Annotated in this window: 13 protein-coding genes; 7 read left to right on the top strand and 6 right to left on the bottom strand. The window is 67.7% G+C overall.

The window, feature by feature from the left end; genetic code table 11:
* Window positions 1-10: 10 nt before the first annotated feature.
* Complete coding sequence (locus tag P5F91_RS18825; protein ID WP_145613166.1) at window positions 11-934, bottom strand: LysR family transcriptional regulator; 924 nt, start codon at window positions 932-934, stop codon at window positions 11-13.
* Between the two features lie 246 nt (window positions 935-1,180).
* On the opposite strand from P5F91_RS18825, the gene P5F91_RS18820 reads away from it, so the two are divergent.
* The 4 genes from P5F91_RS18820 to P5F91_RS18805 all read left to right on the top strand — a co-directional run bounded on the left by P5F91_RS18820 (window position 1,181) and on the right by P5F91_RS18805 (window position 3,593).
* On the top strand, window positions 1,181-1,690 hold the full coding sequence (locus P5F91_RS18820; RefSeq protein WP_145613167.1) for a hypothetical protein: 510 nt from the start codon (window positions 1,181-1,183) through the stop codon (window positions 1,688-1,690).
* A 196-nt stretch (window positions 1,691-1,886) separates the two neighbouring features.
* Window positions 1,887-2,261: a group III truncated hemoglobin gene (locus P5F91_RS18815; RefSeq protein WP_145613168.1), complete on the top strand. Its 375-nt coding sequence runs from the start codon at window positions 1,887-1,889 to the stop codon at window positions 2,259-2,261.
* Window positions 2,262-2,463: 202 nt separating this feature from the next.
* Window positions 2,464-3,006, top strand: a complete 543-nt coding sequence (locus P5F91_RS18810; RefSeq protein ID WP_145613169.1) for an RNA polymerase sigma factor — start codon at window positions 2,464-2,466, stop codon at window positions 3,004-3,006.
* Window positions 3,003-3,593 carry a hypothetical protein gene (locus P5F91_RS18805; protein ID WP_145613170.1) on the top strand — a complete coding sequence of 197 codons (591 nt, stop codon included), beginning with the start codon at window positions 3,003-3,005 and terminating at the stop codon, window positions 3,591-3,593. Before P5F91_RS18810 ends, P5F91_RS18805 begins: the two co-directional genes overlap by 4 nt.
* Window positions 3,594-3,718: 125 nt before the next feature.
* On the opposite strand, the gene P5F91_RS18800 is transcribed toward P5F91_RS18805, so the two are convergent.
* Both P5F91_RS18800 and P5F91_RS18795 read right to left on the bottom strand, forming a co-directional pair.
* A complete protein-coding gene (locus tag P5F91_RS18800) occupies window positions 3,719-5,302 on the bottom strand; it encodes an MDR family MFS transporter (RefSeq protein WP_145613171.1) in 1,584 nt (527 codons plus the stop codon).
* Window positions 5,303-5,344: 42 nt separating this feature from the next.
* Window positions 5,345-6,442 (bottom strand): HlyD family secretion protein, encoded by a 1,098-nt coding sequence (locus tag P5F91_RS18795; RefSeq protein ID WP_246134570.1) that lies wholly within the window; start codon window positions 6,440-6,442, stop codon window positions 5,345-5,347.
* Window positions 6,443-6,654: 212 nt separating this feature from the next.
* Between P5F91_RS18795 and P5F91_RS18790 the strand changes: the two genes are divergently transcribed.
* Complete coding sequence (locus P5F91_RS18790; protein ID WP_145613172.1) at window positions 6,655-7,239, top strand: TetR/AcrR family transcriptional regulator; 585 nt, start codon at window positions 6,655-6,657, stop codon at window positions 7,237-7,239.
* 8 nt (window positions 7,240-7,247) lie between these two features.
* On the opposite strand, the gene P5F91_RS18785 is transcribed toward P5F91_RS18790, so the two are convergent.
* On the bottom strand, window positions 7,248-7,598 hold the full coding sequence (locus P5F91_RS18785) for an antibiotic biosynthesis monooxygenase (protein ID WP_277907916.1): 351 nt from the start codon (window positions 7,596-7,598) through the stop codon (window positions 7,248-7,250).
* Window positions 7,599-7,770: 172 nt separating this feature from the next.
* Between P5F91_RS18785 and P5F91_RS18780 the strand changes: the two genes are divergently transcribed.
* Window positions 7,771-8,973 carry an acyltransferase family protein gene (locus tag P5F91_RS18780; RefSeq protein ID WP_277907915.1) on the top strand — a complete coding sequence of 401 codons (1,203 nt, stop codon included), beginning with the start codon at window positions 7,771-7,773 and terminating at the stop codon, window positions 8,971-8,973.
* On the opposite strand, the gene P5F91_RS18775 is transcribed toward P5F91_RS18780, so the two are convergent.
* A complete protein-coding gene (locus P5F91_RS18775) occupies window positions 8,970-9,875 on the bottom strand; it encodes a ketopantoate reductase family protein (protein WP_145613175.1) in 906 nt (301 codons plus the stop codon). The genes P5F91_RS18780 and P5F91_RS18775 overlap by 4 nt on opposite strands.
* Before the next feature lie 273 nt (window positions 9,876-10,148).
* Window positions 10,149-11,408, bottom strand: coding sequence for an MFS transporter (locus P5F91_RS18770; RefSeq protein ID WP_145613176.1), 1,260 nt, complete (start codon window positions 11,406-11,408; stop codon window positions 10,149-10,151).
* A gap of 210 nt (window positions 11,409-11,618) precedes the next feature.
* Between P5F91_RS18770 and P5F91_RS18765 the strand changes: the two genes are divergently transcribed.
* Window positions 11,619-12,347, top strand: coding sequence for a glutamine amidotransferase (locus P5F91_RS18765; RefSeq protein WP_277907914.1), 729 nt, complete (start codon window positions 11,619-11,621; stop codon window positions 12,345-12,347).
* Window positions 12,348-12,360 lie beyond the last annotated feature (13 nt).

The following is a 12,360-nucleotide window of genomic DNA, read 5'->3' as shown; positions in this document are numbered from 1 at the left end:
TCGCCTGACACTACATCTCCACTCCGCGCGCCCAGGGCATGGTCATGAAGCGCTGGCGCAGGAATTCGATCATCACCCGCACCCGCGCCGGCCGTACCCGGCGGGGTGGTGTCAGCATGTTGACGGGGATGGAGGGCACCGTCCAGTCGGCCAGCACCTCTTCCAGCCGGCCGTCCTCCAGTTCCCGCCAGACGAAGGATTCCGGCAACACGGTAATGCCCATGCCGGCCACCAGCGCCGGAACGGCGGCCAAGCCGTTGTTGACGTGGAAACGGCCCGTGACCGGCACGACCAGACTGCCATGCTCCGGATGCTGGAAACGCCAGTGGGCATGGTCGGGAACGTGGGAAAAGAGCAGCGCTTCGTGCCCTTCAAGATCCCGGGGATGGGCCGGCCTGCCGCGACGCTCGAAATAGGCGGGTGACGCCACGACGGGCAGCCGGAAGGAGAACAGCCGGCTGATCAGCAGGGAGGAATCAGCCGCCGCCCCCACGCGTACCGCCAGGTCATAGCCCTCGGCCACCATGTCGATGGCATCGTCGGTCAGGTGCAGGTCGACGCCCACCTCCGGATACTTGGCGATGAAGTCCGGAATGACCGGCGCCAGGTGTTCCAAGCCAAAGGTGATGGTCACGGCGATCTTGACGGTGCCGCGCGGCGTCGCCGCCTCTTCCGAGATGTCTTCCTCGATGGCGGCGCCGTCGCTGAGGATGCGGCTGGCCCGTGTCAGGGCTGAGCGGCCACTTTCCGTCAGGGACAGCTGCCGTGTGGTCCGGTGCAGCAGCGTGGTGCGCATGCGCTCCTCCAGCCGGGTGATGATCTTGGACACCGTGGTCTTGGACAGGCCCAGATCCTCGGCAGCGGCGGAGAACGACCCCCGCTCCACCACCTTGGCGAAGACGGCCCAGGCCTCGAAATCCGGCAAATGCGGCATCAGCTATCCCCAAATGGCAACAGTGCGTTCCTGGGAACGCATGATTAGGGGCCAAAACGCCCCGCAGCCCCCACATTAGTCGCTTTTCTTCATCAATGAAGTGCCGGCGCGCTGTCTTATCCGCAGGGCCGCCCCACAGTACACCTAAGCCATCAATTCCGGGGGCTGTCCCCCCCGCCCCGCCTTCCCAACCAGCGCCGCGTTCCAGACGCCGGGCTCATGCCCGGACAGCCGGAGGTTTGCCCGATGACCATCCTACCCCCCCTGGCCATCCGCCCCCTGATCTCCGCCCTGCTGCCCCGCGACCGCCTGTCCATGGGCCTGGCCCTGGCCCATGAGGTGTCGGCCTTGAGCCTAAGCCTGCATGCCGTTTCATTCACCGCCAGCGAGGCGGCGCTGCGCGAGGTCAACCAGATGCTGGGCGTCGCCGTCCTGCTGCTGGCCCTGGCCCGCTTGGCCCTGGGCCGCAGCAGTGCCACCCCCTTCCCGCTGCTGCAGGGCGCCACCCAGGCGCTGATGGTGCTGGTGCCCCTGTTTGGCGGCGGCGCCGCCCTGGGCTCTCTGGCTGAACTCGGCAGCGTGCAGCATCCGCTGCGCATGGACGTGCCGGATTTCCTGATGTGGGCCGACCATCCCCGCCTGCTGCTGGCGGCCTTGCTGCAGCGCCTGCAGGTGGCCGCTGCCGCCACCCTGCTGTTGCTCGTTCCCTGCCGGTTGGCCGGTGGATGGCTGGCGACCGCGCACGCCCGGGCGTGACACGCCCTGACAAGCCCCTTTCAAGGACTTTTCGCACCAGATGGCGTCCGCCCTAGCGGACCGGGCCCAAGGGAGCTGCGGAGCGCATTCCCTGCGATGCACCAGCCGCATGCCCGCGGCGCAAAACAAATGCGCCACTTACATCCTTTTGGCGGCAAAATAACATTCATTATCAATGCATGTTTTTAGGTGAGTGATGGATGAGCCGCTGATCGCCACCCTAGTCTCCCAATTCTACGCCCGGGTGCGCCGCGATCCCGATTTGGGGCCGGTGTTCAACCACGCCATCCGCGACTGGGACCACCATCTGGAAACCCTGACCGCCTTCTGGTCCGCGCTGCTGCTGTCGCCGGAGCGGCAGGCCGGTCCGCGCTACAAGGGCAACCCCATGGCTGCCCACCTGAAGCATCTGGAACGCCTAACCCCCGCCCTGTTCGACCGCTGGCTCGCCCTGTGGTCGCAGGCCACGGCCGACGTGCTGCCGCCGGACGCCGCCGCCGATGCCCTGGCCAAGGCCGCCCGCATCGCCACCAGCCTGCAACTGGGCCTCTTCTACCGCCCGGCTGCCTGAACCGCCTTCCCCGCTTCTTCGGCCCCGCCCGAGGAAATTGATGGCGGCGACACCCCTTCCCGCCATCAGTGACTGGCCACCCCACCCCTGGCCCCCCATCCAGGTGACGGCTAGGGGTGGGGGCTTTTTTCCCAAACGGCGGCCGTAAGAAATTCCCCGCGTTCCGGACTACCTTGTCATCACTGATGCCAAGGGATGGGTCATGGACGGCGGGCAGGACAGCCGGGACACGCGATACCAGCAGGCGGTCGCCCAGTTCGGCCCGGCGCTGGAGCGATTGGCCCGCGCCTATGAGCGCGACCCCGACCTGGCGCGCGACCTGCTGCAAGACATCCACCTGGCCCTGTGGCGCAGCCTGGACAGTTTCGACGGGCGCGCGGCCCTGCGCACCTGGGTGTTCCGCCTGGCCCACAACACCGGGGCCACCCACACCCTGCGCCAACGCCGCTCACGCCCTGGCAAGCCGGTCAGCCTGGAAGAGCTGGATGGCCTCGCCGCCCCTGACAACCCCGAACAGATGGCCGACCGGCAACAGACCCTGAACCGGCTATATGACCTGATCCGCCGGCTGAAGGCCCCGGACCAGCAGGTGATGCTGTTGTACCTGGAAGGTGAGGACGGGGCCGCCATCGGCGAGGTCACCGGCCTTTCGCCTGGCGCCGTCACCACCAAGATCCACCGCGCCAAGGCCGTGCTGGCCCGGCATTTCCAACCCGCGCCCACGCAGAAGGGAGGCCCGAAATGACGGCCGATCCCGCCGACACCCTGCAAGCCTTGTGGCAAACCCAGGAACAGGAGATTCCGCCCGTGACCCTCGACGAAATCCGCGCCAAGGCCGCCGCCTTCGAACGCAAGATCCGCCGCCGCAACCTGCGGGAATACATCGGGACCGCCGTCGCGGCCGCGATCTTCGCGTCCTACATCTGGCTGTTCCCCGGCTGGATGATCAAGCTGGGCAGCGCGCTGACCATCCTCGCCTTGGGCTGGACCATGTGGCGGTTGCAGCAGCGGGGCAATGCGCGGGCTGCCGGGGGCGACGCCCGGACGGTGGTCGATGCCTACCGCGACGCCCTGGTCCGCCAGTACCGGGGCGCAGCCGCCTTCTGCCGCCGCGACCTTCCCCTGTTCCTGCCCGGGCTGATCCTGATCTATGTCGGCCGCTATCGGCAGGATCATGCCGGCGGACGGCCGCTGGACCTCGACCATACCTTCATCATCCTGGGCGGCGTCATCGGCCTGCTGATGTTGGCCATCGTCGTGCTGGTTAGCCTGCTTGGCGCGGCACGTCTGCAGAACCAGATCAACGAGCTGGACCGGATGCTCAGGGGCTAAGGTCCGCCTGCCGGTCCGCACCCGGATTCAACAAGGCCCCTTGGCCTGAAGCCGGGACCACCCCTTAAAATCGGAAACGTCCCCATACCATCGTGGATAGGAACGTTTCCGATTTCAGCGTCAGCTCAATGCGCGCCCGCCCCGCCGCCGCTGGTCTTCTTCATCATCAGGGCGGCCAGCAGGGCCAGCACCAGGGCGCCACCCATGAGGTAGAAGGCGTCGCTGTAGGCCAGCAGGAAGGATTGCAGCTTCACCGACTTGCCGATGGCCTGCACCGCCTGGTTCCAGGCGAGGTCGGGATCGACGCCGCCCACCGACAGGAAGCGTTCCTGCAATTCCTGGATGCGGTCGGCCGTCGCCTCGCTGAAGCCCGTCACATGGGTGGTGATGACGGTGGAGTGGAACTGTTCCCGCTTGGTCAGGATGGTCTGCAGGCCGGCGATGCCGACCGAGCCGCCCAGGTTGCGCATCATGTTGAACAGGGCGGAGGCGGAGCCGGCGTTCTCACGCTCGATGCCGCCAGTGGCCAGCGCCGACAGGGGCGTCATCACCAGGGACTGGCCCACGGCGCGGACCACGTTGGGCAGGACCAGCTGGTCGGCGGCGTAGTCCTTGGACAAATGGATGTTCAGGAAGCAGCTGGCGGCGAAGAGGACGAAGCCCACGCCCACTAGGATACGGGCATCGACCTTCTTCATCAGAAAGGGCACGAAGGGGATGATGACCAACTGCGGAAAGCCAGTCCAGGCCAGCACCTCACCCACCTGTTCCGAGTTATAGCCCTGCATCTGCGACAGGTAGCTGGGCAGCAGGAAGACCGACCCATAGAGCGCCATGCCTAGGATGATGTTGCTGACGCTGCCCAGGCCGAAATTGCGACGGGTCAGCAGCCGCAGGTTCAGCAGCGGGTTGGCCACCGTCAGCTCGATCCACAGGAAGGCGCCCAGCGACAGCACCGCCACCACCGACAGCTTCACGATGAAGGGGGAGCCGAACCAGTCGTCCTTGTTGCCTTCCTCCAGCACCGTCTGCAGGGCGGCCAGGCCGATGGCCAGGGTGGCAATGCCGGGCCAATCCCCCTTCTTCAGCAACGACAGCTTCATGGGGGCCGACGGCAGGGTGGGGAACAGGGCCGCCAGCATGACGGCACCCGGTGCCACGTTGACGTAGAAGATGTACTGCCAGCCGTAGGTCTGGGTCAGGTAGCCGCCGATGGTGGGGCCGATGGCGGGCGCGAAGGTGGCGGATATGGCGAACAGCGCAAGGCCGATGGGCTGCTTCGACCGGGGCAGCATCGTCAGGGTGATGGTGAAGGCCAGCGGAATGAGCACGCCGCCGAAGAAGCCCTGCAGGGCGCGCAGCAGAATCATCTGCTGCAGGTTGCCGGCGAAGGCGCAGGCCACCGACAGCACCAGGAACAGGGCCGTGTTGGCCAGCAGGTAACGGCGCAGCGAGAACACCGGCACCAGAAAGCCGGTGAGGGGGATGACCACGATCTCCGCCACCAGGTAGGAGGTGGAGATCCAGCCGCCGTCGTCGATGCCGGCGCCGATGGCGCCCTGGATGTCGGGCAGAGAGGCGTTGGTGATCTGGATGTTCAGCACCGCCATGAAGGCACCGATCATCGACCCCACCACAGCCAACCAGGTCTTGAAGCTGGTGGGCGCTTCAGCCCCGGCGGGCGCCGCCTGTGATACTGCGTTTGCCATGACCCTCACTCCTGGACGTGGCGGGTTGAGCGGGACGGGCCGTCAGTCCGCGTCCTTCGTGTTGATGGTGGGTTCCACAGACATGCCGGGGCGCAGCTGCACCGCGCCCTTGCCGGCGGCGGCGTAGGCGTCCAGCGTGATCTTCACCGGCACGCGCTGGACGATCTTGGTGAAGTTGCCGGTGGCATTGTCAGCCGGCAGCAGCGCGAACTTCAGCCCGCTGGCGGGGGAGATGCTATCCACCCGGCCATGGACGACGACGCCGGGATAGGTGTCGACGGCGATGTCCACCGGCTGGCCCGGCTTCACGTCGGTCAGCTGGGTTTCCTTGAGGTTGGCGACAACATAGACCTGGTGGAGCGGCACCACCGCCATCAGCTGGGTACCCGCCTGGACATAGCGGCCGACGCGGACGGAGCGGGCGCCCACCACGCCGTCCACCGGGGCGGTGATGGTGGCATAGCCCAGATTCAGTTCGGCCTGGTGCTCCGCAGCGCGCGCCTGGTCCACCTCCGTCTCCGCCGTGACTTTCTGGGTCTTCAGCACCTCCACCTGCTGGCAGGCGGCGACAAGGCCGGCCTCGGCCGTGCTGAGGTCGGCATCCGCCTGTTGGCGCACGGAGGTCGCCTGCTGCGCCTTCTGCGCGCTGCCGGCGCCGGTGATGACCAGCTGGTTGAAGCGGTCGCTGTCCTGGCCGGCGAAGGTGGCCGCGGCCTTGGCCGACACCCGGCGGGCGGCGGCCTGGTCGATGAGGGCCTGCTGCAGGGTGATCTGCGCCTGGATGTTGGCCACCTTGGCCTCCGCCGTCTGGCGGGCGGCCCGGGCCTGGTCCAGCGCCGTCCTCAAATCCTTGTCATCGATGATGGCCAGGGGCTGGCCCGCCTTGACCATCTGGTTGTCGTCCACCAGCACCTTGGCGATGTAGCCGGAAACGTGCGGCGCGATGGTCGAGGCGTCGGCATCGACGTAGGCGTCGTCCGTTTCCACCAGGAACCGGCCGGTACGCCAGTAGTCCAAACCATAGTGGCCGGCGGCGGCCAGGGCGGCGATGCCGACACCGGCCAGCAGGACGCGCTTGAGGAGGCCACCGGCACGGGCACCGGCGACAGCGGGGGCGGCGGTATCAGTGATGTCGACCATGGAAATCTCCTGAGGAACCAGAAGGGGTGGGTTCAAATTTCGATACAAGTTGGACCGTTTCGTAATTAACGAGCAGCGTCGCCTTTGAATACGAGACATGTCGTGTCGTAATGTCTCACTGCCCTCGCCCCGCCTCCGAATGGGGCCTATGGTGAGGTGGAGTGGATGCCCGGGCACGCCCACGCCCCGGACCATTGCTGAGGAGAACCCCCATGGCCCCCGTCGGTCGACCCCGCAGCGACGCCAGCCACGCCGCCATCCTGAAGGCGACCTATGAGCTGCTGCGGGAAGAAGGGCTGGCGCGGCTGACCCTGGACAAGGTGGCCACCCGGGCAGGCGCCTCGCGCAGCACGCTGTATCGCTGGTGGCCCAGCCGGGGCGCCATTGCCATGGAGGCGACGCTGGACATGCTGAATCGGGAGCTGTCGCTGGAACCCAAGGGCGACAACGCCCTGGCGGAGTTTCGCCGGCTGCTGAAGTCGGTGGCGCGGGCCATGCGGGGCAGCACCGGCCCCATCATGGCCGGCATCCTGGCGGAATGTCAGCGCGACCCGGAAACCCTGCGCCTGTTCAAGGAGAACCTGGTGGCCCCCCGTCGGGCGGAGGTGGTGCCCCTGCTGGAACGGGGCATCCAGGACGGATCCATCCGCCCGGGCGTGGCACCACACACCATCCTGGATCTGACCTTCGGCGCCATCTACCACCAGTTGCTGCTGCACGTGCCCACCGATGACGCCTGGATGGACGGCGTCATCGACATCCTGGTGAACGGCATCGCCGCCAAACCAACAGCCTGATCCACTGATCAGCCCAGGCGCATGTAGCTGCCCATGTCGGCCTTGATGCCCCACTTGGCCAGGAAGGCGCCGGGGTCGAAATCCTGGCGCCGGTACTCCTCAGCCGCACGGGCCTTGGCGGCGGCCATGGCCTCCTCACTTTCCCACTGCACCAGGGTGACGACGCCGTAGTCGCCATCATCCAGCCGCCATTCATACAGGCCATGCTGCAGGCAGCCGGGCTGATCATGCAGGAAGCCGTCGATGAAGCGGATACGCTCGACAAAGGCGTCGCGCGCCGCCGCCGGCACGGTGAATTTGTCAATGCGATAGCGGTGACTGGCGTCCGCGCAGGAGGGCACGGGGGCATGGGCGTTCATAAGGGCTGGCTCCAACCGGATTGTTCAAAGGCCTCCGCAGGCTAAGACCTCAACATAAGTTGAGGTCAAGCGGCAAAATGGGCCGCTTCGGCTTGGTCAAATCCCATGTGACAACGCTGTCAGAAAATGTCATGCTGTGTCCCACAAGAAAATTGGGGAGGACCGGAAAGTCATGACCATCGCCGCCGACACGTCATGCCGTGCGCACGGCGCCGGGCTCGCCCCAACGACCAACCGCCTCCCTTCGCTGGATGTGCTGCGGGGCTTGGCCGTCGCCGGCATGATCCTGGTGGTCAGCCCCGGCGACTGGGACAAGGCCTACGCGCCGCTGAAGCACGCCCCGTGGGACGGCTGGACCCTGGCGGACATGGTGTTCCCCACCTTCCTGTTCAGCGTGGGCCTGGCGATCGCGCTGTCCTTCGGCAAGCTGGCGCAGGACAAGCGGGCGGCGGGGGCCAAGATCGCGCGGCGGGCCCTGACGCTGATCGCCCTGGGCCTGGTTCTGAATGCCCTGCCCTATTTCGACCTGCCGCATCTGCGCCTGCCCGGCATCCTGCAGCGCATCGCCCTGTGCTACACCCTGGCCACCACGCTATGCCTGGCGACCGCCAGGGTGGATCCGGACGCCGGCAGCACGGTGAACCGGCGAGCACTGTTGGTGGCCATGGTCGCCATCCTGCTGGGCTATTGGGGGGTGCTGGCCTGGGTGCCGGTGCCCGGCATCGGCGCGGGGCATCTGGACCCGGGCGGCAACCTGCCATCCTGGATCGACCGCGACGTCTTCACGGTGCCGCATCTGTGGCCTTATGGCACCGATGCGGCCGGCGCCGTCGTCTATGATCCCGAGGGCCTGCTGTCCACCCTGCCCGCCACGGTCAACGTGCTGGCGGGCGTGCTGGCCGGCACGGCGCTGAAGGCGTCCGAAAGCCGCCTGAACCTGCTGGTCGCCGCCGTCCTGCTGATGATGGCGGGCTTGGCGCTGGACCCCGTGCTGGTCATCAACAAGCGCATCTGGACCAGCAGCTTCGCCCTGTTCAGCAGCGGCTTTTCCTTAGGTGTCCTGGTCCTCCTGTCGGTGCTGCTCGACCAAGGGCACGCCACCCTGCCCCAGGCGCTGAGCTTCCCCTTCCGCGTGCTGGGCGGCAACGCCATCCTGGCCTTCACCCTGTCACAGAGTCTGAGCGCCATCGGCGGCGTGCCCTTCATCGTCACCGCGCAAGGTCCCATCACCCCGCAGGGCTGGGGCGATGGGCTGGCGGGGGCGGTCATCGCCGACCCCTACCTGGCATCCTTCGCCTGTGCGCTGGGCATCCTGAGCGTGGTGGTGCTGGCGCTGCTGCCCCTGCACCGCAGGGGCCTGCATGTGCGGCTTTAGACGGCCAGGGCGGCCTTGGCCTCCAGCAGCTTGACCAGGGCCAGCAGCGCCTGGTTGGCCGGCGTGGGGATGCCCAGGGCCGCGCCCTGGCGCACGATATGGCCGTTCAGGTAATCGATCTCACTCCGCTTGCCCCGCGCCAAATCCTGGGCGGTGGAGGAGAATTGGTTGGGCATGGCCGCGGCCAGGGCCATGACCCGATCCAGGATGTCCTCGCCCACGGCGATATCGCGGGCGCGCGCCACGGCCACGGCCTCCGCCACCACGTCGGCCATGACGGCGCGCACCTCGGGCACCGTCACCATGGTGCCATAGGTCACCTGCGCCACCGCCGACATGGCGTTGTAGGCACAGTTGATGATCAGCTTGTCCCACAAGGCGGCGGTGACGCCGGCCGACACCGTGGCCGGAATGTTGGCCGCCCGCAGCACTTCGGCCACCCGCCCGCTGTCCGGGCCCGTGCCCAGGATCAGGTCGCCCCGGCCATGGTGGCGCACATGGGCCGGCCCCGCCATGTCGGTCGCGACATACACCACCACCGGCACCACCGGCCGGCCCAGCACGGCGGCCAGCCGTTCGGCGTTGTCGACGCCGTTCTGCATCGCCAGCACCACAGCACCCGGCTTCAGATGAGGCAGCATGGCGCGCCCTGTCGCCTCGGTATCTGCGGACTTCACGCAGAACAGCACCAGGTCGGCATGGGCCAGCGCCTCCGGCCCCGGGGCGGCGGCGATGGCGACCTGGCCGTCGAACCCATCCTTCATCTGCAGCCGCAGGCCATGGGCGCGCACCGCCTCCACCAGGGCCGGCCGGCCCACCAAGGTGACGGCATGCCCGGCACGGGCCAGCAGGCCCCCGAAGAAGCAGCCGACCGCGCCGGCCCCCATGACACCGATGTTCATCCTGCGAATCTCCCGTGTGATAGCGCGCCTTTCGCTACGCGGCGTTGCGGTTAAGGTGCGGGGGACCGGGAAGCGGCGCAACGGCCCATCGCTCATCCCTCCCCCGCCGAAAGCGCATCCGCCTGGCCGGATCACGCCCTTCACCGTACCGTGGCGGCCTGGGAAAAGCTGGGCTGGCTGTCCAGCGGCCGCGCCCAGGGACGGTCCCGCATCACCCTGCACGACCAGGCGGCGCTGGCTGCGGTGGCGGAAGAGGGGCGGGAATGGCGACGGTCAGACCTCGACCGGCTGCTCCGCTCCCTGGTCCACCCCCCGGCCCACCCTTTGACCGGGCCGGAAGAACAGCGCCAGCAGCACGGCCCCGGCCAAGGCCAGGGCCGTCGGCACCAGGAACAGGGTGCGGTAGTCCACCGCCGCCTGCGGCCCGGTGGCCGTTTCCACCACCACCGTCCACCGGCTGGACAGGGCGGGGAAGACAAAGCTGGCGATGACGTTACCGACGCCCAGGATCAATAGGTTGAACAGACCCTGGGCGCTGACCCGGACATCCTTGGGGAAGGCGTCATCGACGAAGATGTACACGGTGGCGAAGAAGAAGGCGTAGCAGACGCCGTGCAGCAACTGCACCGCCACGATGGCGGGCACGCTGTCCGCCAGGAAGGCGAAGACCAGGAAGCGGGCGGCATGCCCCAGGATGCCGATGATCATGGTGAGCCGCCAACCCAGGCGGGCCAGCACCCAGCCCAGCACGGCCATGGTCGCCATCTCCGCCACCTGGCCCAGGCTCAGCACCACCATGCTGAGGTTGCCGGCGATGCCCACGCGATTGGTGAGGAAGGCATCCGACATCACGAAGTAACCGTTGTGGACCACGGCGTCCAACAGCGTGACCAGGAACAGCACGGCCACCGCGGGCTGGCGCAGGCTGGCGAAGGCGCGGCGCCAGGCTAGCCGGTCGACCGTACCCTCCCGCCCCCCTTCCCGCTGGGGCGGGGTGTGCGGCAGGGTCAGGGCGTAGGCCGACATGGCGAAGGAGAGGATGGCGGCGACCAGAAAGATCCAACGCACCTGGGCCGCTGTCGCCTGCGCGCCCAGCAGGAAGACGAAGGGCCAGCTGGCCAGCACCCAGCCCAGCGTACCGCCCACACGCACCGCCCCGAACTCCCGCGCCGGCTGCGCCAAGTTGGCGAAAGCCAGGGTGTTGCCCACCGACAGGGTGGGCACATAGACCAGGCTGTAGCCGAGGAAGCAGGCGAAAAAGGGCCAGAAGTCGGTGGCGAACCCCGCCCCGACCAGGCACAGCCCGCCGATCAGGTGGCTGACCGCCAGGAAACGCTCCGCCGAAAAGCGGCGGTCGGCGAACTGGTTGGAGAAGAAGATGCCGATGACCGACGCGATGCCCCAAGCGCTGCCCACCAGCGCCTGGTGGCCGGGCCCGAAGCCCAGCATGGTCATATAGGGGAACAGCTTGGGCGCCCAGGCACCCCAGATGGCGATCTGCAACGCCATCATCACCAGCAGGCGCGTCCTCATGCCCCTCCCCCATTTTTCGGTTTGCCGCCCATCCCTGCGGCTTGGCCGACTCATAGGGCTGATTGGCGTTCATGTAAACCTTTACATCGATAGCCAGGGAAATGGGCGCCCATGATACGTGCTGCCCCAGCTGCAGCAAAATCCCCTACCCGGCGTGCTTCCCCGCCCCCTATAACGGACCCTCCATTCCGGCACCGGAGGTTCCTTCCCATGTCGCGTACCAGGCCCATGTCGCGTACCAGGAAAGCCGTGGCGCTGCGCCATGTGGCGTTTGAGGATCTGGGCCTGCTGGCGCCCGTGTTGGCCGCCGGCGGCTGGGATGTGGAGTATCGCGAGGCGCCAGTGGACGACCTGGCCGACCCGGCCATCGCCGATGCCGACCTGCTGGTGGTGCTGGGCGGCCCCATCGGCGTGTATGAGGATAAGGAACATCCTTTCCTGACCCAGGAGATCGCCCTGCTGGAATGCCGGCTGGCGGCCGGGCGGCCGGTGCTGGGCATCTGCCTGGGCGCCCAGTTGATGGCCCGCGCCCTGGGATCCCGTGTTTATGCCGGTCACGCCAAGGAGATCGGCTGGGGCGCCCTGGATCTGACCGAGGCTGGGCGCGCCTCCTGCCTGGCGCCGTTAGGGGAACCCGGGGCCCGGGTGCTGCATTGGCACGGCGACACCTTCGATCTGCCGCAGGGCGCCACCCGCCTGGCCGGCAGCGGCCTTTATCCCAACCAGGCCTACAGCCATGGCACAAACGCCCTGGCCCTGCAGTTCCATATCGAGGCCGATCCGGCGCGCTTGAACCTGTGGTACGTGGGCCACGCGGCAGAGCTGTCGGCCGCAGGCCTGTCGGTGCCGGAGCTGCGCGCCGCCGGAACTGTGATGGCTGCCCGCGCCGCCGACCAGGCGACGCGTATATTCAACCCCTGGCTGGCGCGGCTGGACTGAGCCAGCGCCATCG

The organism is Nitrospirillum amazonense, from assembly GCF_029594735.1.
GTDB lineage: Bacteria > Pseudomonadota > Alphaproteobacteria > Azospirillales > Azospirillaceae > Nitrospirillum > Nitrospirillum amazonense.
Note: the sequence above shows the minus strand (reverse complement) of the source record. Positions and strands in the feature narration are given on the sequence as shown.